The sequence below is a fragment of the Photobacterium damselae subsp. damselae genome (genome assembly GCF_038086725.1).
GTDB classification, from domain to species: Bacteria; Pseudomonadota; Gammaproteobacteria; order Enterobacterales; family Vibrionaceae; genus Photobacterium; species Photobacterium damselae.
Genome location: NZ_CP146970.1, coordinates 1,345,804 through 1,364,755 on the forward strand (window position 1 = coordinate 1,345,804; position 18,952 = coordinate 1,364,755).

17 protein-coding genes and 4 tRNA genes are annotated in these 18,952 nt (G+C 39.7%); 10 read left to right on the top strand and 11 right to left on the bottom strand.

The window, feature by feature from the left end; all coding sequences use genetic code 11:
• Positions 1-291: 291 nt before the first annotated feature.
• Entirely contained in the window at positions 292-1,902 is a 1,611-nt protein-coding gene (locus tag WAX86_RS06040) for a PTS transporter subunit EIIC (RefSeq protein WP_065172346.1), read from the top strand.
• A gap of 45 nt (positions 1,903-1,947) precedes the next feature.
• Here the strand turns inward: WAX86_RS06040 and WAX86_RS06045 are convergent, their stop codons facing one another.
• The gene (locus WAX86_RS06045) at positions 1,948-2,178 is read right to left on the bottom strand and encodes a hypothetical protein (RefSeq protein ID WP_065172347.1); all 231 of its coding nucleotides are present in this window, start codon (positions 2,176-2,178) and stop codon (positions 1,948-1,950) included.
• 222 nt (positions 2,179-2,400) lie between these two features.
• Here WAX86_RS06045 and WAX86_RS06050 point away from each other — a divergent pair, with 222 nt between their 5' ends.
• Complete coding sequence (locus WAX86_RS06050) at positions 2,401-3,462, top strand: FAD:protein FMN transferase (RefSeq protein ID WP_188008111.1); 1,062 nt, start codon at positions 2,401-2,403, stop codon at positions 3,460-3,462.
• Positions 3,463-3,570: 108 nt separating this feature from the next.
• Here WAX86_RS06050 and WAX86_RS06055 read toward each other — a convergent pair.
• The 7 genes from WAX86_RS06055 to WAX86_RS06085 all read right to left on the bottom strand — a co-directional run bounded on the left by WAX86_RS06055 (position 3,571) and on the right by WAX86_RS06085 (position 7,221).
• Positions 3,571-3,647, bottom strand: a tRNA-Val gene (locus WAX86_RS06055).
• Positions 3,648-3,667: 20 nt separating this feature from the next.
• A tRNA-Val gene (locus WAX86_RS06060) sits at positions 3,668-3,744 on the bottom strand.
• A gap of 48 nt (positions 3,745-3,792) precedes the next feature.
• Positions 3,793-3,869: transfer RNA gene (locus tag WAX86_RS06065), tRNA-Val, on the bottom strand.
• 21 nt (positions 3,870-3,890) lie between these two features.
• Positions 3,891-3,967, bottom strand: a tRNA-Val gene (locus WAX86_RS06070).
• A 223-nt stretch (positions 3,968-4,190) separates the two neighbouring features.
• The gene (locus WAX86_RS06075; protein ID WP_044175862.1) at positions 4,191-4,451 is read right to left on the bottom strand and encodes a DUF5062 family protein; all 261 of its coding nucleotides are present in this window, start codon (positions 4,449-4,451) and stop codon (positions 4,191-4,193) included.
• A gap of 148 nt (positions 4,452-4,599) precedes the next feature.
• Positions 4,600-5,682: a DUF3080 family protein gene (locus WAX86_RS06080; RefSeq protein WP_341489273.1), complete on the bottom strand. Its 1,083-nt coding sequence runs from the start codon at positions 5,680-5,682 to the stop codon at positions 4,600-4,602.
• A gap of 168 nt (positions 5,683-5,850) precedes the next feature.
• The gene (locus tag WAX86_RS06085) at positions 5,851-7,221 is read right to left on the bottom strand and encodes an MATE family efflux transporter (RefSeq protein ID WP_005299905.1); all 1,371 of its coding nucleotides are present in this window, start codon (positions 7,219-7,221) and stop codon (positions 5,851-5,853) included.
• 266 nt (positions 7,222-7,487) lie between these two features.
• Here WAX86_RS06085 and WAX86_RS06090 point away from each other — a divergent pair, with 266 nt between their 5' ends.
• A complete protein-coding gene (locus WAX86_RS06090; RefSeq protein ID WP_005299903.1) occupies positions 7,488-8,096 on the top strand; it encodes a riboflavin synthase in 609 nt (202 codons plus the stop codon).
• 155 nt (positions 8,097-8,251) lie between these two features.
• Here the strand turns inward: WAX86_RS06090 and WAX86_RS06095 are convergent, their stop codons facing one another.
• From WAX86_RS06095 to WAX86_RS06105, 3 genes are all read right to left on the bottom strand, one after another.
• Positions 8,252-8,455, bottom strand: coding sequence for a CPXCG motif-containing cysteine-rich protein (locus tag WAX86_RS06095; RefSeq protein WP_036764050.1), 204 nt, complete (start codon positions 8,453-8,455; stop codon positions 8,252-8,254).
• A gap of 382 nt (positions 8,456-8,837) precedes the next feature.
• Positions 8,838-9,491 (bottom strand): hexitol phosphatase HxpB, encoded by a 654-nt coding sequence (hxpB, locus tag WAX86_RS06100; RefSeq protein WP_341489274.1) that lies wholly within the window; start codon positions 9,489-9,491, stop codon positions 8,838-8,840.
• Between the two features lie 135 nt (positions 9,492-9,626).
• Positions 9,627-10,493, bottom strand: a complete 867-nt coding sequence (locus tag WAX86_RS06105; protein ID WP_065172352.1) for a fructosamine kinase family protein — start codon at positions 10,491-10,493, stop codon at positions 9,627-9,629.
• A 520-nt stretch (positions 10,494-11,013) separates the two neighbouring features.
• On the opposite strand from WAX86_RS06105, the gene thrS reads away from it, so the two are divergent.
• From thrS to torA, 7 genes are all read left to right on the top strand, one after another.
• Positions 11,014-12,945 (top strand): threonine--tRNA ligase, encoded by a 1,932-nt coding sequence (thrS, locus tag WAX86_RS06110; RefSeq protein ID WP_005299894.1) that lies wholly within the window; start codon positions 11,014-11,016, stop codon positions 12,943-12,945.
• A gap of 3 nt (positions 12,946-12,948) precedes the next feature.
• The gene (gene infC, locus WAX86_RS06115; protein WP_065172353.1) at positions 12,949-13,500 is read left to right on the top strand and encodes a translation initiation factor IF-3; all 552 of its coding nucleotides are present in this window, start codon (positions 12,949-12,951) and stop codon (positions 13,498-13,500) included.
• A gap of 100 nt (positions 13,501-13,600) precedes the next feature.
• Positions 13,601-13,795, top strand: a complete 195-nt coding sequence (gene rpmI / locus WAX86_RS06120) for a 50S ribosomal protein L35 (RefSeq protein WP_005299888.1) — start codon at positions 13,601-13,603, stop codon at positions 13,793-13,795.
• 42 nt (positions 13,796-13,837) lie between these two features.
• Entirely contained in the window at positions 13,838-14,191 is a 354-nt protein-coding gene (rplT, locus tag WAX86_RS06125; protein WP_005299885.1) for a 50S ribosomal protein L20, read from the top strand.
• A gap of 797 nt (positions 14,192-14,988) precedes the next feature.
• On the top strand, positions 14,989-15,159 hold the full coding sequence (locus WAX86_RS06130) for a periplasmic nitrate reductase, NapE protein (RefSeq protein ID WP_068945863.1): 171 nt from the start codon (positions 14,989-14,991) through the stop codon (positions 15,157-15,159).
• Positions 15,160-15,211: 52 nt separating this feature from the next.
• Positions 15,212-16,393: a pentaheme c-type cytochrome TorC gene (gene torC, locus WAX86_RS06135; RefSeq protein ID WP_005299883.1), complete on the top strand. Its 1,182-nt coding sequence runs from the start codon at positions 15,212-15,214 to the stop codon at positions 16,391-16,393.
• Between the two features lie 17 nt (positions 16,394-16,410).
• A complete protein-coding gene (torA, locus tag WAX86_RS06140; protein ID WP_341489275.1) occupies positions 16,411-18,891 on the top strand; it encodes a trimethylamine-N-oxide reductase TorA in 2,481 nt (826 codons plus the stop codon).
• The last annotated feature ends 61 nt before the right edge of the window (positions 18,892-18,952 follow it).

Genomic DNA, 18,952 nt, shown 5'->3' on the forward strand with positions numbered 1-18,952 from the left:
GTAAAACAACATGACCGTTTTCTCATTCTGATATTGTGTTTTTTATCCTTGCATTATTTTACTCACAAAAAAGTGAGCTGCATCTGAAATTTGGTGACAATCTAGCTCTATATCTTCTGAGATCTCTCTCAAACTTCTATGACTTTTATGGAAAATTTTGTGTGAAAGATCACTTCTTAATCTTTCGTGATTTGAAGGAAAACATATAACAAAGCATATTTGGAGTAATACTCCTAAAATATAATTAAAAATGGAGTCTCATTAATTGACGTGTAATGACAAGGATATTTTATGAATAGTCTCTTTTCTTCTCTGCAGAAAATTGGTCGAGCATTTATGCTGCCTATTGCTGTATTGCCCATGGCGGGGATTTTGTTAGGTATTGGAGGTGCTTTTACTAGCGGCCCTTTGATTGAAACTTATCACTTAGCTTTTCTTGCTCCAGGTACACCTGCTAACCACATTCTTCAACTCTGTTTTAAAGCAGGTCTATTTGTATTTGAGAACTTGCCATTACTCTTTGCCGTTGGTGTTGCAATCGGTATGGCTAACAATAATAAAGAGACCGCAGCCCTATCGGCAGTAATCGGTTTTTTGTTATTTCAAACCGTTATTGGGGCACTACTTAGTTTTCAAGGAATCACTCCTGAGAGCGTTACCACTCAAGCTTTAATTGCTGCGGGTAAAAATGCCACAGAAGCCGCTGGTATTGCCTCTATGTATACACATGTTCTTGGTATATTTACGTTACAAACTGGGGTCTTTGGGGGGATTGCATGTGGTTTATTATCGGCTTTTATTACTAATAAATTCTCGAATAAACAGCTGCCTGATTACCTAGCTTTCTTTAGTGGTAATCGGCTTGTACCTGTGATGACGATGCTGTTCTTTTTTCCTCTAGCTGCAATTTTTCCTTACATTTGGCCAACGATTTTCCAAGGAATTGTTCATGCTGGTGAAGCTTTCTCTGCAATGGGGTATATCGGAACCTTCTTTTATGGTGCTGCAATGCGATTATTGAACGTATTTGGTCTTCACCATGCTATATACCCGCTATTTTGGTATACCGAATTAGGTGGCGTTCAAGAAGTGGCAGGGCAGTTAGTCTCCGGTGGGCAGAAAATCTTTTTTGCACAGTTAGCAGATCCAACAGTGACACATTTTAGTTCAGAAGCAACACGAACAATGACAGGTGGATTTCTTCCAATGATGTTTGGTTTACCTGCCGCAGCTCTAGCTATGTATCGTTGTGCTGATGATAAGAATAAACAACTAGTTAAAGGCATTTTAGTCTCTGCTGCATTAACTTCTATTCTAACCGGTATTACCGAACCATTGGAATTTACTTTCTTATTTGTTGCGCCTGCTCTTTATGTAATTCACGCTATTTTGGAAGGCATCGCATATATGTTGATGCACTTACTTGATGTTGCTGTAGGTATTACTTTCTCAAGAGGGCTCATTGATTTTACATTCTTTGGTCTATTACAAGGCACCGCAAAAACATCTTATCAATGGATTCTTATCTTAGGCCCGTTGTACTCGTTGGCTTACTATTTCATCTTTAGTTTTATGATTCGTAAGTTTAACTATTCAACCCCTGGCCGTAATCAAGCTGAAAATAAGCTTTATACTCGTAAAGACTTAGATGGGAAAAAGCAATCGACTCTAACCACTGAGATTGTTGAGAAGCTTGGTGGTGTTGATAATATCGAAACGATTGATGCTTGCATAACTCGATTAAGAATCACGGTCAAAGACCCAAATAAGGTAGCTTCTGATGATGTATGGCGCTCTTTAGATGCAAAGGGAGTTATTCGTTCAGGAAAGGGTATCCAGATAATTTATGGAACCCAAGCTGAAATTTATAAGAATCAAATTATAGAACAGTACGGCATTTAATCGATAAAAACGCTCAGCATTGTTTTGTGCTGAGCGTTTCGTTTTTCACATAAGGTTACTCATTACTGCGAGCAGTGAAACAAACTTAGCATCTCCGCTATCATAATCCGCTTTATATTTTTCAATCGCTTCTTCTGCTGTTTCGGCTTCTACTGTTACATCTAATGTCGAGAACCCCTGTTGCTTAAGTTGTTTAATTTCTTGATCAAAATAGTGATGGTAGTTATTTAATGGCACGATCAATTGACCATTTGAAATTAAGGTATAAACACCCATATCTTATCTCTCTGTTTATTCTTTATTGGAATGAAGCAAGTATGCGCTCTGGATTTATAGATTTATGTGCGCAATGTTGCATTTGTTTGATTAAATTGAAATTAGACAGAGAAATTAGAGCTTAGATTCACGCTCTAGCACCACATAAGTTGAACTGTTAGACTTAAGAATCCTAGCTGACAGATGTTTTCTGGGTATAAATATTCTTTTGTGGACTGTTCTATGTTTGTTAATACTAAAAAAATACAGCCAAGTAAAATGGGTTGTGCTGCATTGGCGGTATCTATTTCGTTACTTCTTTCTGGATGTAATGAGCCACCAAAGCTTGAGAAGATCACAGGCTTTGCTGAAGGTACAACATATCATGTGACTTACTGGGCTAAAGATGATGTTCCAGTCACGAAAGTTCAAGCTCAGTTTGATAAACGGCTAGCAGAGATAGACAAAGAATTTTCTACGTATCGTAATGACTCGTATATTTCAGAATTTAATCATTCTGCGAGCACTCAGTGGCAACCGGCATCAAAAGAATTTATTGATCTGGTCGCATTAGCAAAAACCATAAATAAAGACAGTGGTGGTTGTTACGATCCAACTATTCAACCTCTATACAAACTGTGGGGATTTCAAGGTGATAAATTACATGTACCGACCCACGAAGAGATAACGACTATTCAAGGTGATATGGGGATCAATAATATTGAAATCGATCCGACGCATCTAAAAATTCGAAAAGCCATTCCCCAAGTTCAAATTGATCTTTCTTCAATGGGAGAAGGGTTTGCTATTAGTCAACTAAGCAAAATCTTAGAAGCCGATGGCATTAATAATTATTTGGTGGAGTTTGGTGGTGACATGAAAATTAAAGGTCATAAGCCAAATGGTGTGCAGTGGCGAGTCGCAATTGAGCAACCAATTTCACTAAAAGAAGGGGTGAAGCCATATCAAGTCGTGACGATTTTTGATCAAAGTGGTGTTTCACTGAATACATCTGGTACGTATCACCATAACTTTGAGCAGGGTAAAAAAGAGTATTCTCATATTCTTGATCCAAGAACAGGTTCACCAATTACTCATAATTTAGTATCGGCTTCTGTATTTGGTAATGATCCTATCAAAGGGGATGCATGGGCAACGACAATGCTTTGCCTTGGCCCAAAACAAGGAATGGAAGCTGCAAATAAACTTAATTTACCTGTTTTCTTTATCCAAGATGAAGAGGGCAAATTTATCAGTTCAAGCAGTGATAAATTTAAAGAAACAAAAGCATTTTCAATGAATTAAGTATTTGGCGAGATAGGAGCTCATAATGGGAGCTTCTATCTATTTATTACTGAAGACTTTATTTAATAGATAATAAAAAACCTGCTCATATGAACAGGTTTTAAAATTTGGTGCGTCTGGGCAGATTCGAACTGCCGACCCCTACCATGTCAAGGTAGTACTCTAACCAACTGAGCTACAGACGCAAATTGTGACTCTAAAAGAGTGGTACGAACGAGTGGATTTGAACCACCGACCCCCACCATGTCAAGGTGGTGCTCTAACCAACTGAGCTACGCTCGTATACTTATTTAAAAAGACTTTATTCAAATCTACTTAGATAAGTATAAGTGGTGCGTCTGGGCAGATTCGAACTGCCGACCCCTACCATGTCAAGGTAGTACTCTAACCAACTGAGCTACAGACGCAAATTTTGACTCTAAAAAGAGTGGTACGAACGAGTGGATTTGAACCACCGACCCCCACCATGTCAAGGTGGTGCTCTAACCAACTGAGCTACGCTCGTACAGACATCCAGAACTAACTGAACGCCATGGATATTAGCGACTTAGTTTCCATGGCGCAAGTGTTTGAGTTCGCTTTTTTTATAATTTGAGTGCGTTTGGTTGCTCATTAATCAGATTTACGGTAGGGGTGCTGCTAATTGACTGAGAAATCAGCAAAACTTTCAGAACTGATGAGAAGAAAATGTGTTGAAAGTTTTGCCTAATCGGGTGATTTGATAAGTATTATTGTAACAGTTCATGCTCTGGTGGTAATAAGCGAGAGATCCAAAGAGCAAGCTTGTGCTTCATATGGATACTGTCTTCTTGATCAACTGCGAGCGGGGTAATTTGCTTACACTCCACCAGCATTCGATAAATAATTTCTACGCGATAATTAGCAGGAACTGACTTATCTAAATCGCCATAACCTTGCTGCTTAGCATAAGAGAAACCAAGTTCAAGTGCCTTTTTGATGAGCTTTGCCTCATTTTTCATTTTATTCATAACCTTACTCCTTAAGTTTATGTTGGGCTTTTATCTTTAGGCTGTTTACTTAGGAACGTCATTTAGTGTGGATGAAAAAAGTATGCCGCTATTCGCTTATTCTGCACTTTTTTGACTTATTTTGTTGCGAAACATGGCTCAAAATAGGTCATTGGGCTTGATTGTTGCCAACTGAAAAGTTACACCGTTTGAATAATGTTTTCCAATATTCAACATGCTCAAGAGTCGCTTGTTTGAAATTGCGATAGAGGTGGTTTGCAAAATAGTACTGGCTATAACGAGACATCTGGGGGCTGGGGGTGATTCCATGCTGTAACGAGTATTGATATAGCTCAAGTAGTAGAGGTTGTAGTTGTTGATATTGACTGCTTAATGTTGCTAAGTAACTTTGAATATCTTGCGAGTAATATTTATAAAATACATTGTTAAGATATTGTGCTTTTTGATTATTTCTACCTGACCCGCAGTAAATCGACTCTTGATGGTCTTTTAGCATATGTGTAATAGCATTGAGCCAAGCCGTACTTTGAGCTAAAGAATATAACAAACGACCAAAATATGGGTTTTTGTATAGCTTAGCCTGACTTTGCAATAGTAAATCCAGCTGATTGGAAGGAATAATTGCTTGCTGCCCTGTACTTTGACTTAAATAATTAACAAGGCGAACCGCATCTAAAAAGGAATGAAACCCGTTTTGTTGATTTGAATTAATCCATTGATAATTAATGACAAATTGTTTTCGCCACTCTTCACCAGTAAAGAGCATGTTCCATAAATATTGAGGGATTTGCTGTTGCTTTTGTTGCTCGATGCTCACAAGTTGTTGGTACAGATCTGTCTTAGTATCTAATGTCGCTAAACATGTGCGTAGCCCTTGTAAAAATAGGATCTCATATCGTAACTGACGTGTTTTGTCTTGTACTTTACCTAAAACAGAATTTCTCTCAGCAATTAAATGGAATAGCCCACACTGCCTAAGCTCATAAGCATCTAATAAACCAATCCTAATATCAGGGAGCGTTTGGTAAATATCTCTATTATCAGGATAGGGGATAATATCAAGATGGGTATTAACTGTTCGCTCATCAAATGAGGTATCAAGTACGTTTGCTAAGCGTTGCGCGTAAGTATGAAAAGGAGAGTCGGAAGACGACAGAGCATCACATCCATTTAGGATAACAATGAACAAAAAACATACAGAGAAAGATAAATACCGTAATGGGTTACACACAATAGGTTATTTCCTTTTACTAGTACTTTTCTTGAGTATATACCCAAGTAACTGCTAGAGCCTGTGATTCTGCTGGGTTGCTATTATCTGTTCTATGAAAAATAAAAAACGGGTTAAGCGAAGAGCTCAACCCGTTAGTTATTAACGTTCTTATTTTATAAGCTTGTATTAACGATTTGACATCTCAAGTTGTTGTTCACGGCTAAGGCTTTGCACCCAAAGAACACGCTTACCTAGCATAATTGCTGCCGCTGTTAGACCAATGATAAATCCGATCCAGAAACCTTGAGGTCCCATTGCTGGCACAATCCAATCTGTCATACCCAAAATATAGCCAATTGGTAAACCTAGTACCCAATAGGCGATAAAAGTTCGAGTAAAGATTGCTCGCATGTCTTTGTAACCACGAAGCGCACCAGCTGCAACAACTTGAATCGCATCAGTACATTGATAAATAGCAGCAAGAAGAAGCAGTTTACCCGCTAAGATCAGAACATCTGGATTGTGAGAATATAATCGAGTGATATCTTCACGGAAAATTACCGTTAGAACCGCGGTAGTCATTGCCATTAATAACGCCGTTGCAAAACCACAGTGACAGGCAATTTTAGCCCCATCAATATCTTTTTGACCCAACATAAAGCCAACACGAATGCTTAATGCCGCGCCTAAGCTCATAGGTAGCATATATACTAACGAGGAAAAATTAAGTGCAACTTGGTGAGAAGCAACAACAATTGATCCCAAAGGTGAGATCAACAGTGCGATTACTGCAAATAAAGAGACTTCAAAGAACATAGATGCTGCGATTGGGAACCCCATTTTAAACAGTCTAACTAATTCTTTAACTTGTGGTTTGTACCAAGTTGCAAATACGTCGATCTTCTTTAGGCGAGGATGGAGTAGAACATAAGCCAGCATGGCAAAGAACATCAACCAATAGACAATCGCCGTAGCAACACCACAACCAACACCGCCTAATTCTGGCATACCAAATTTACCGTAAACAAAGATCCAGTTTAAGGGAATATTGGCAAATAGACCGATAAAGCCAATTACCATGCCTGGAACAGTGAGTGATAAACCATCAGAAAAACTTTTTAATGCCTGAAACAATAAAAAAGCCGGTACAGCAAAGACAACAGCATGTAAGTAACCGACAGTTTTAGCTGCAAGATGCTCTTCTACATGCATATACTGAATCAACAGCCCTGAGTTATATAAAATCAGCATAATTGGAATGGTAACAAGAAGGGCAAGTACAATGCCATGCTGCACTTCAAAAGGGATTTTATGGCGGCGGCCTGAACCATTGAGTTGTGCCACAATAGGAACTAAAGCCATCAAAAGACCAACACCAAATAAGATTGATGGTAACCAGATACTTGCTGCAACGGATACTGCGGCCATATCTGTAGCGCTAACGCCACCTGCCATAACAGTATCGACAAATCCCATTGAGGTTTGTGCGACAGACGCAAATAATACAGGGATGGCGAGCTTTAATAGTTGGCCCGTTTCGCGGCGGTAATTGTGCACAGATGTTGCTCCAGATAGGGTGTAGATTGTTTGCTTTATATAAAATTGCCGCGATTATATACACATAGTGAGCCAGAGTTAAGGTGCGATTGAAATGAAAATAATATTTGAGACTCGATATTGAGCTTGCGATAATCGCTTTGATACTTAAGAGGCATTAAGGTTTGGTTCATGAGTATCATTTATAAATACTCTACAATCAGAACTGTCGAATCACTTTGGTATAAAACTAATGTTTGATCGTCTTCAGTCTAATAAGGATGGATATGTTTACCGGAATTGTACAGTCAACAGCCCCCGTTGTTGCTATCGATAAAAAACTTAATTTTCAAACTCATACTATTTTAATGCCTGAGCATTTATTAGATGGATTAGAGATTGGGGCATCCGTTGCTCATAATGGTTGTTGTTTAACTGTAACTAAGATTGAAGGTCGCCATATCTCTTTTGATTTAATGCAAGAGACGTTAAAGGTGACGAATTTAGGTCTTGTTCATGTTGGTGATGAAGTCAATATTGAACGAGCTGCTAAATTTGGTGATGAGATTGGTGGGCATTCAATGTCTGGTCACATTATCTGTACAGCAAAAGTATTGGATGTCATCGAAAGTGAAAATAACCGTCAAGTTTGGTTCTCCATGCCTGAGCATCTAATGAAATATGTATTTACAAAAGGCTATATTGGTATTGATGGGATTAGCTTAACCATTGGCGATGTTGTAGATAACAGCTTTAATGTGAACTTGATACCTGAAACGTTAACGCGAACAAATTTAAAATCTCGTCAGGTTGGGGATGTAATAAACATTGAGATCGACCCACAAACTCAAGCTGTAGTCGATACGGTTGAACGCATGATGGCGCAGAGACAGTAAGAAAATCCAATATTTGGCTTGATGATAAGATACGATATTAAATAAAACATAGATAAAAAAGGAGCGCATAACCAAGAGTTTGGATGCGCTCAAGTGTTTGCTATTCGCTATACAAGTACAGCAGGGATTATTGTTATAGTCTTCGTCGTTATCGGTTAAAAAATTTGTTCGTCATCAGCATCAACAAACAAATGGATTGTTTTGTGTTGATCATCTACTTGCATGTTGAGATGAATCGCGTGGCAACATGCAGGACAATCATCATAAAATTCTTGGCTACCTGCGCTGGCATCTAATGTTATGTGTATTTTATGGCCGCAATGTGGGCAAGATACAGCATGTTCACTATAATTCCTCATTTATCTACTCCTTAACCCTAATTTGCCCCAAGGTACCTAACATTTACTGTCTTGCATCTGTCAGTGATTGGATATCTACCATAAGTAGAATGTTTAATTCCGAATCACTGAGATGAATCCATTATTGTTGCTTTGGGTTTAGTTAAATCCTAGCGTCTTTCATTGTTTTTTGCTGTGAATTAACTAGGGAGTATGAGTCAGTTTATGCTTTTGATGGCCAGAGAGGGTATGGGTCGCAAATTAACTTTTATAAACTGGCAATAGAAAAATTAATTTGGTCAAAAAGAGCTGTAGAGGTAATTAATTGCATCTATTTTCACGATTTAATTAAGAATAAAGATAGAAGCGTCCATCTTTATTCTTATTAATAATCTTTTTGGCGTTATAAATGAGCTAATAGTTCTGGATTTACTTCGTGCAGCGAGGAAAGTTTGTAATCGGCAATAGCCCAGCGAGGATCTTGGCTAAAGGCTGCATCAGGTACAGCAATTCCTTTCATTTGAGCTGATTTAGCCGCTAATAAACCATTTACTGAGTCTTCAAATGCGACACAATGTTGAGGTTTTACGCCTAATGCATCTGCAGCATTAATATAAACTTCAGGGTGCGGTTTTCCGTAGCGTAAGTGTTCAGCTGATAACATTGCTTCAAACAACCCAGTAAGAGAGAGAGCATCAATCGTTGCTTCAATCAAATCCATTGGTGATGAAGAGGCTAGAGCGATCTTAAGGCCTGACTCTTTACAGCAAGTAATAGCTTCAACAACACCAGGAAGCATTGGCTTTTGCTCACGAACTAATGCTTTTACTCGGTCAACGATCGTCTGAGTTACTTCAGCACAGTTAGGTCCTTGCCATGGTTGTTGATTAAACCAAAATTCTACAACTTGATCGATTCGTAATCCCATTGTTTTATGAGTATCTTCAATGGAAATTTTAACCCCAAGATCCGTAAATACTTCTACTTGTGCTTGTTGCCAAAACGGCTCTGAATCAACAAGTAGTCCATCCATATCGAAAACAGCAGCTTGTAACATAATCATCCTAGAATAGTAAAATCAATCAGATATCAACTGCTGATACTATCATAGTTGGGTATTGTTTATCAGAGGATTACTTCTATATACCAAGTAATTTTAGTTACTGATTTTAGCTCAAGATAAACAACGCTATTAATCTGCTAATTTGAGTTTATTGATAATCTGTCTTGCTTTTTCTATGTAGCAATCACCAAATAGATAACTTTGGTTAAGAAGATAGTACAGTTGATAGAGCTCTTTTCGCTGCTCGTAGTTCTCATCAAGAGGGTAAATACTGTTATAACCTTGGTAAAACTCTGGCGGAAATTGTGCAAAAAGTTCAGCTGTAGCGATATCACATTCTCGATCACCCCAGTATGTTGCAGGGTCGAAAATAATGGGGCCCGAAACCGTCAAAGCGCTATTGGCATAACAGAGATCCCCATGAAGTAGTGAGGGTTTTGGCTGGTGGTTGAGTAAGCATTGAATCACATTACTGGTAATAGTATCGATATTACCAAAGGAGATGTCTTTTTCTTCACACAGTTGAAGTTGCCAAGCTATGCGCTGTTCAGCAAAGAATCGACACCATTTTCTGCGCCATTTATTGGGTTGTGGCGTAAGGCCTATATAATTATCGAAATCAAAACCGTATTCAATTTGCTCACCCCATAAATGTTGGCTAGCTAAATTCTGACCAAGCTCATACGCTGAATGTGAGTCTAAGGGCTTAGTTGGGAGGTAATTGAGAACCAGAAATGCTTTGTCTTTACATGTTCCCATATGAACAAATTGTGGAACTTGAACGCAACATGCTTCATTAAGAATACGAAGGCTCTCTGCTTCTGTTTCGAATATAACTAAATTATCCCGAGTGTTGAGTTTGAGGAAGAAACGTTCGTTGCCGTCACTGATGCAATAGCATTGATTAACCTCACTTCCTGTTAGTACCTCTTTTTCGGTGATCTTAAATGAATAACCTAATTGTTCAGAAAGCTGGTTTGAAATCCCCTGCCACATAGCATCCTCCACACTGAAAACAGTAGTTGTGCAACTGACTATCAATAGCTTAGACCATTTCATAAAGAAATTAACGTGAAGTTGTTAGAAGTTTGAATATTTTGTGGTGAAAAATGCATTAGTTCAGTGGTGGGCTGAAAGATATATAAAAAGATATAAATAGCAGTAAGACAATATCGGGTATATCAGGTGCTAAAAAATGTCATTAATGGCAATGTATTATGGCTATGTAAAACAACTCCTTTGTTTTTACTTTTCGCATCTTCTACCAACTCTAACTTTTTTAGGGTTGGTCTTTTTCATAAATTATGAAGAGATCCTCAAAAGCGCCTTAACTAAATATGCTTAGATGTGATAGTATCAGCAACCTTAATTAGACGTTGTTGGAAGCTCATTTTGATTTGTACCAAAATGTGACCCAATGAGGTTTAGTAAGTCTCTACTTAAATATTCAACGTATTTAAACATTTTTAAATCAAGTGCTACTTGGTATGTGGCACCACTGGAAAGGACATTTTTCATGCCTGTAATTACTCTTCCTGACGGCAGTCAACGTCAATTCGAGAATCCTGTATCAACTATGGATGTCGCTCTATCTATCGGTCCTGGTCTTGCGAAAGCAACGATCGCTGGTCGTGTTGATGGTGTTCGTGTTGATGCTTGTGATCTTATCGAAAACGATGCAAGTCTAGAAATCATCACAGCTAAAGATGAAGTTGATGGTTTAGAGATCGTTCGTCACTCATGTGCTCACCTTTTAGGTCATGCGATTAAGCAGTTGTACCCAGAAGCGAAAATGGCTATCGGTCCAACAATCGATAACGGTTTTTACTACGATATCGACCTTGAGCAGTCTCTAACTCAAGAAGATCTTGAAGTTATTGAGAAGCGCATGCTTGAACTTGCTAAGACCAAGTATCAGGTAGTTAAGAAAAAAGTAAGCTGGCAAGAAGCGCGTGATACATTTGAATCTCGCGGTGAAACTTACAAAATTGAAATTCTTGATGAAAATGTAGCTCGTGACGATCGTCCTGGTCTATACCATCATGAAGAATACATCGACATGTGTCGTGGTCCTCACGTACCACACATGGGCTTCTGTCAAAACTTCAAGCTATTAAGTGTTGCTGGTGCATACTGGCGTGGTAATAGCGAAAACAAGATGCTTCAGCGTATCTACGGTACTGCATTCCACGATAAGAAGGCGCTAAAAGCTCACCTAACTCGTCTAGAAGAAGCTGCAAAGCGTGACCACCGTAAAATTGGTAAGCAACTTGATCTGTTCCATATGCAGCAAGAAGCCCCAGGTATGGTGTTCTGGCATCACAACGGTTGGACTATCTTCCGTGAGCTAGAAGTATTTGTTCGTGAAAAACTAAACCAATACGATTACCAAGAAGTAAAAGGTCCTCTAATGATGGACCGTGTACTATGGGAACGTTCTGGTCACTGGGACAAGTACGCAGATGCAATGTTCACAACAAGTTCTGAGAACCGTGAATACGCAATTAAGCCAATGAACTGCCCAGGTCACGTACAGATCTTTAACCAAGGTCTGAAATCTTACCGTGATCTACCATTACGTATGGCTGAGTTTGGTTCATGTCATCGTAACGAGCCATCAGGTTCACTTCATGGCATCATGCGTGTACGTGGCTTTACTCAAGATGATGCGCACATTTTCTGTACAGAATCTCAAGTGCAACAAGAAGTTACATCTTGCATCGAAATGGTGTATGATACGTACAAGACATTCGGCTTTGAGAACATTGTTGTTAAATTATCTACTCGTCCAGAAAAACGCGTAGGTTCTGATGCAATGTGGGATAAAGCAGAAGCTGACTTAGTTACCGCGCTTGAATCAATGGATATTCCATTTGAAATTCAAGAAGGTGAGGGTGCGTTCTACGGTCCTAAGATCGAGTTCACTCTTCACGACTGCCTTGATCGCGCATGGCAGTGTGGTACAGTTCAGTTAGACTTTGCTCTACCAGAGCGTTTAGGCGCTACTTACGTAGGTGAAGATAACGAACGCCACACACCGGTTATGATTCACCGTGCAATTCTTGGTTCATTAGAGCGTTTCATCGGTATTCTTATCGAAGATTATGCAGGTTTCTTCCCAACTTGGTTGGCGCCTCAACAAGCTGTTGTGATGAACATTACTGACTCTCAGTCAGAATATGTACAAGAAATTGTAGAAAAATTGAAAAAATGTGGAATTAGAGTCAATGCGGACTTGAGAAATGAGAAGATTGGCTTTAAAATCCGCGAACATACTTTGAAGCGAGTACCTTACATGCTTGTATGCGGCGACCAAGAGGTTGAAGCAGGTGAAGTTGCAGTACGTACTCGCAAGGGTAAAGATTTGGGTAAATTTAAGATTGATGACCTTGTTGCTTACATGCAGCAAGAAATTAGCAGTCGTAAGCTCAATATTGTGGAGGAATAAGGTATTAAAGGCGGAAAAAGAACCCAAGCACCAGTTAAGCAAAATGCACATCGCCTTAATGGTGAAATTCGTGGTCTTCGCGAAGTTCGTTTAACTGGTCTAGACGGCGAGTCAATCGGTGTCGTTTCTATTGAAGAAGCGTTGAATGCTGCTCACGAAGCTGGTGTGGACTTAGTCGAAATCAGCCCTAATGCCGAGCCACCAGTTTGTCGTGTGATGGACTATGGCAAGTACCTGTTCGAAAAGAGCAAGGCTGCTAAAGAGCAAAAGAAAAAGCAGAAACAAATCCAGATCAAGGAAGTTAAATTCCGACCTGGTACAGACGAAGGCGATTATCAGGTAAAACTGCGCAACCTGAGTCGCTTTTTAGAAGAGGGCAATAAAGGCAAAGTAACGCTACGTTTCCGTGGTCGTGAAATGGCTCATCAGAGCATCGGTATTGAACTTCTTAATCGTATTAAGGATGACCTAATCGACCTAGCGGTTGTTGAAAGTTTCCCTAGTCGAGTAGAAGGTCGTCAGATGACGATGATGCTTGCCCCTAAGAAGAAGTAAGTAATTACGGCATTCAAGTAGCAAAAGCGCTGCTTACCGCAGCGCTTTTTGTTCGCCCATATTACTGTGTTATTAACTATCAACAATGCGGAGTCTCATCATGCCTAAGATGAAATCCAACAAAGGTGCTGCTAAGCGTTTCAAGAAAACTGGCGGTGGCTTTAAGTACAAGCACGCAACTAAGCGTCACATCCTAACTAAACGTACTACTAAGAACAAGCGTCAGCTTCGTCCAAATGCAATCCTTCCTAAGTGTGAAGTGGCTGCAGTTGTTCGTATGCTTCCATACGCTTAATCGTTTTTAGTTTTATTTTTTAATTTAGTCTAGGAGTCTCCTATGCCTCGCGTAAAACGTGGTGTACAAGCGCGTGCACGTCACAAGAAAGTTCTTAAACAAGCTAAAGGTTACTACGGTGCACGTTCACGTGTTTATCGCGTAGCTTTCCAAGCAGTTACTAAAGCTGGTCAATACGCTTACCGTGACCGTCGTCAGAAGAAACGTACTTTCCGTCAACTATGGATTGCACGTATCAACGCTGCTGCACGTCAGAATGGTATGTCTTACAGCCGTTTCATCAACGGTCTTAAGAAAGCGTCTATCGAAATCGATCGTAAGATCCTTGCTGATATCGCTGTATTCGACAAAGCAACTTTCACAGTGCTAGTTGAGAAAGCAAAAGCTGCTCTGTAATTTTACAGTTTAGTTTTTCAGGAAAGGGAAGCTTCGGCTTCCCTTTTTCGTATCTGTCATTTCATGTTCTGTATTTTTACTATCCCCACTACCTTATCTTCATCTTCTATATACCCCAAACAGCACTAACAGTAACTCTTGAGTTGCTTATCAGTTATGTCCTTGCCTGTAAGTTAAGATCTTTTCACTGAATCTCACACCTTGATCTACTTAGGTATCATTCTTGGGTATCACTATAGTTTTTGTATAAACGAAGCGAGGATCGTTATGGAATATTTTTGCGAAAGGCAGTAACAGAAGATAGAGACAAAAGATGAAGACATAGAAAAGCCGATTGGGTGAACAATCGGCTACCTGTGACGCTACTTTTTAGTTTTCACTAATAAGATCGGACAAGATTTTCGTAACGATTAATATAACAGGAAGTAGTTGATAATAATGAGGAAATGTCCACAAAACGGCATTTTATTATAATTCAGTGTAACTTGGCTTATTTTCTAAACTATTTGTGTGTTTATCAAAGTATACATACTGATTCCATATTAACTACTCATTATGAATATTGATAACGAATACTCTGTTTCATAAGTTCTTTTCCCTTCAATTAGAGAAAATGCTCTAAATTTCCTTTTCTTCGCAACTAATAAAAACAGCATCTTACGCCTACCTTCTATAACGAAAAATATATCCAGATCGCATTTCTGATTTTTAAGTCATGCCTGAAAAGTGAAAAAACAAAAATTATCTGTGGGTTAACTATACTTTTGAGGTAAGTGATCATTAATGGAAGTGAAGCAATGGATACTAATGATGTGCAAGATGAAGAGCGCGGAAAATATGAGTGGATGTCGTTCATATTTATAGCTGTGTTTTTATTCCCTATTTTGACAGTTGGTTTAGTTAGCGCATATGGCTTTATTGTGTGGGCTCTGCAAGTGTTTGTCTTAGGTCCTCCTGGGCATGGTTAATGTTGCCTTGCTCATAGAATGAAGAGCTGAGTTAAACATCAGGGAGGCGAGAATGAAAACACTTAAGAAAATATGGCAAACACTATGGCGACCAGCGACAAAAATCAGTCTTGGTGTCTTAACTCTGGGAGGATTTATTGCTGGAGTTATGTTCTGGGGTGGTTTTAATACGGGGCTTGAAATGACGAATACAGAAAAGTTCTGTATCAGTTGTCATGATATGCGAGATACCGTTTATCCAGAGTTACAACAAACCGTTCATTGGTCAAATAATGCTGGGGTTAGAGCAACGTGTCCTGATTGTCATGTGCCTCATAATTGGACCGATAAAATTGCACGTAAGATGCAGGCCAGCAAAGAAGTTTTTGGTCATCTGTTTGGTACTATTGATACCAAGGAGAAATTTGAAGCCAAAAGAATGGAGCTTGCTCAACATGAATGGGAACGGTTTTCTGCCAATGGTTCTAAAGAGTGTAAACATTGCCATAAGTACGAGAGTATGAAATGGGATGAAATGTCTCCTCGAGCTCAAGTTCAAATGAAGCAAGCAGCAGCACGAGATCAAAGTTGTTTAGATTGCCATAAAGGGATTGCCCATCAATTACCGCAAAATATGGAATCTTCCGGCGGAATGGTTTCCGAACTTATTGCCCAATCTCACAGTACCAGTTTCTCTGATGGTAGTGCTTATTATAGTGTCCGTTTTCTTCCATTATATTCAGATGAAAGTTTAACGACTGAAGCTGGACAATTAGAACCTGCTTCAGAAGTCAAAGTGGTGAAGGTAACGGATAAAGCCGTAGAAGTCGAAATCCATGGTTGGCGTAAAACAAAAGGCTTTGGTCGTGTGATTGAACAAGACTTTGGCTTAAACATTCCCGTTGCAGCCCTGAGCAAAGATGCGGCGCAAAATGATCAAGTGGTTCAAAAAGGGGATGAGAAAGAAGATGACCTAACTGGACTTAAATGGCAGCAAGTCACTATTACGCTATGGATGCAAAAAGATAATTTATTACCTGATGTCCAACCGATATGGTCAGCCGCAAAATCTGCTTATGACACCAACTGTAGTGTCTGTCATACCCAGCCAACAGAGAATCACTTTGATGCCAATACTTGGCCAGGAATGTTTAACGGTATGCTCGCTTTTGTCAATTTAGACAGTGATAGTGAAGCCATTGTATTGAAATATCTACAAAATCACTCATCAACATTCTCTAAATCACAGCATTAGAACGGAGAGGATCGTTTATGTCTTTAACTCGACGTAAATTTTTGCAAGGGGTCGCAACCACCAGTGCTGTGACTGTGATAGGACCAAGCTTATTAACGCAGTTGGCACATGCAACAGTACAAGATGGTGCACCAGCACAGGAGCCAGGCACTTGGAAAGTATCAGGGTCTCACTGGGGGGCATTTCGGGCGCGTATTTATAATGGACAGGTAATGGAGATCAAACCATTAGAGCAAGACAAACATCCCACGGATATGCTCAATGGGATTATTGGTTTGATTTACAGTCCAAGTCGAATTCGTTATCCATTAGTGCGTTTAGATTGGTTACGTAAGAATAAATACAGCGGTGAAACTCGCGGTAATAATCGTTTTGTGCGAGTTACATGGGATGAAGCACTTGATCTGTTTTTCCAAGAGTTACATCGGGTTCAAAAAGATTATGGCCCGTGGGCGCTTCATGCAGGGCAAACAGGCTGGCGTGAAACAGGACAATTTCACAGTTGCACCTCACATATGCAGCGAGCGGTTGGTATGTATGGCAACTTTATTAAAAAAGTGGGGGATTACTCAACAGGTGCAGGACAAACTATCCTACCTTATGTAATCGGTTCTACCGAAGTATATGCTCAAGCGACGACTTGGCCTCATATATTAGAGCATTGCGATACACTGATTTGGTGGTCGAACGATCCGATGAAAAACAGTCAAGTAGGTTGGCAGTGTGAGACCCATGATTGTTACGATTACTACGCACAATTAAAAGAAAAAATAGCGAAAAAAGAGATCAAAGTGATCTCGGTTGATCCGGTTATTTCGCAAACTCAAAATTATTTAGGCTGTGAACATCAGTATGTGAACCCTCAAACTGATGTTGCCTTTATGTTAGCGCTTGCCTATACCCTCTATGATGAAAAGCTTTACGACAAAAGTTTTATGGAGACCTATACCTTAGGCTTTGAAGACTTTCTGCCGTATTTGCTCGGTAAAGGAGAAGATGAAACAGCGAAAACCCCGGAATGGGCAGAACCGATTTGTGGCATAAAAGCCGATGAGATCCAAAAATTTGCCCGCATGCTCGCAAAAGGTCGCACTATGATGATCTTTGGTTGGTCGATTCAGCGTCAGCTACATGGCGAGCAACCTTATTGGATGGCAGTCGTTTTGGCTTCAATGTTGGGTAAAATAGGCCTCCCTGGTGGTGGTATTTCATTCTCGCATCAATACAGTGGAGTTGGTACGCCATACAGTAATGCAGCCGGACCTGGTGGTTTTCCTCGTAATGTAGATGAAGGCCAAGTACCAGTTTGGAACAATACCGATTTCAAAGGTTATAGCTCAATCATTCCTGTTGCTCGTTGGATTGATGCCATCATGGAGCCGGGTAAAAAAATTCAATATAACGGCAGTCAGGTTGTCTTGCCTGATATTAAAATGATGGTCTTTAGTGGTTGTAACCCATGGAATCACCATCAAGACCGTAACCGAATGAAGGAGGCATTTAGAAAGCTGCAAACGGTCGTCAATATTGATTATACATGGACGCCAACTTGCCGATTTTCTGATATCGTTTTGCCCGCTTGTACTCAGTTTGAACGTAACGATATTGACCAGTTTGGTACTTATTCAACAGCGGGTGTTCTTGCAATGCATAAACTGGTTGATCCGCTTTTTCAATCAAAAACAGATTTCCAAATTTTTACCGAGTTGTGTGAACGATTTGGTAAAAGCAAAGAATATACTCGCGGTATGACGGAAATGGAATGGGTAAAACAACTCTACAACGACTGCCGTGCGGCTAACAAAGATAAGTACCCAATGCCAGAATTTAATGAGTTTTGGCAACAAGGACTCGCTCCGTTTAAGACCGATCAATCTATGGTTAGCCACGCGGCCTTCCGAGAAGATCCTGAAATTAATCCATTGGGAACGCCATCAGGGTTTATTGAAATATACAGCCGAAAAATCGCTCGTTATAAATACCCATATTGTCAGGGGCACCCGATGTGGTTTGAGAAAAATGAGCGTTCTCATGGTGGGCCAAAATCCGATAAATATCCTCTTTGGCTTCAGTCTTGTCATCCGCCAAAACGACTTCATTCACAGATGTGTGATTCGGAAAAATTCCGTGAAACTTATGTTGTTAAAGGTCGGGAGCCAGTACATTTAAACCCAGATGATGCCAAAGCTCGTGGTATTAAAGATGGTGACATTGTCAGAGTTTTTAATGACCGAGGGCAGTTACTTGCTGGAGCTAAAGTTTCTGGGGATTATCCACCAGGGGTGATTCGTATTACCGAAGGGGCTTGGTTTGGTCCGATTAATAACGATATTGGTGCCCTTGATACTTATGGCGATCCTAATACATTAACTCAAGATATTGGGACTTCAGAACTTGCTCAGGCAACCAGTGCCAATACTGTAGTGGTGCAAGTTGAGAAGTTTAAAGGTGAGGTGCCTCCTGTTACTTCATTTAGTGGGCCGATATATGTAAGTTAAATAGATTAGAAATATCTGTCTATTTATCATAATCTTAAAGCGTGGCTTCGGCTGCGCTTTA

Excerpts from the sequence above, each read along its gene's own strand:
- WAX86_RS06040 (WP_065172346.1), top strand. The coding sequence starts at position 292 with ATGAATAGTCTCTTTTCTTCTCTGCAGAAAATTGGTCGAGCATTTATG.
- WAX86_RS06045 (WP_065172347.1), bottom strand. The coding sequence starts at position 2,178 with ATGGGTGTTTATACCTTAATTTCAAATGGTCAATTGATCGTGCCATTA.
- WAX86_RS06050 (WP_188008111.1), top strand. The coding sequence starts at position 2,401 with ATGTTTGTTAATACTAAAAAAATACAGCCAAGTAAAATGGGTTGTGCT.
- WAX86_RS06075 (WP_044175862.1), bottom strand. The coding sequence starts at position 4,451 with ATGAATAAAATGAAAAATGAGGCAAAGCTCATCAAAAAGGCACTTGAA.
- WAX86_RS06090 (WP_005299903.1), top strand. The coding sequence starts at position 7,488 with ATGTTTACCGGAATTGTACAGTCAACAGCCCCCGTTGTTGCTATCGAT.
- WAX86_RS06095 (WP_036764050.1), bottom strand. The coding sequence starts at position 8,455 with ATGAGGAATTATAGTGAACATGCTGTATCTTGCCCACATTGCGGCCAT.
- hxpB (WP_341489274.1), bottom strand. The coding sequence starts at position 9,491 with ATGTTACAAGCTGCTGTTTTCGATATGGATGGACTACTTGTTGATTCA.
- WAX86_RS06105 (WP_065172352.1), bottom strand. The coding sequence starts at position 10,493 with ATGTGGCAGGGGATTTCAAACCAGCTTTCTGAACAATTAGGTTATTCA.
- thrS (WP_005299894.1), top strand. The coding sequence starts at position 11,014 with ATGCCTGTAATTACTCTTCCTGACGGCAGTCAACGTCAATTCGAGAAT.
- rpmI (WP_005299888.1), top strand. The coding sequence starts at position 13,601 with ATGCCTAAGATGAAATCCAACAAAGGTGCTGCTAAGCGTTTCAAGAAA.
- rplT (WP_005299885.1), top strand. The coding sequence starts at position 13,838 with ATGCCTCGCGTAAAACGTGGTGTACAAGCGCGTGCACGTCACAAGAAA.
- WAX86_RS06130 (WP_068945863.1), top strand. The coding sequence starts at position 14,989 with ATGGATACTAATGATGTGCAAGATGAAGAGCGCGGAAAATATGAGTGG.
- torC (WP_005299883.1), top strand. The coding sequence starts at position 15,212 with ATGAAAACACTTAAGAAAATATGGCAAACACTATGGCGACCAGCGACA.
- torA (WP_341489275.1), top strand. The coding sequence starts at position 16,411 with ATGTCTTTAACTCGACGTAAATTTTTGCAAGGGGTCGCAACCACCAGT.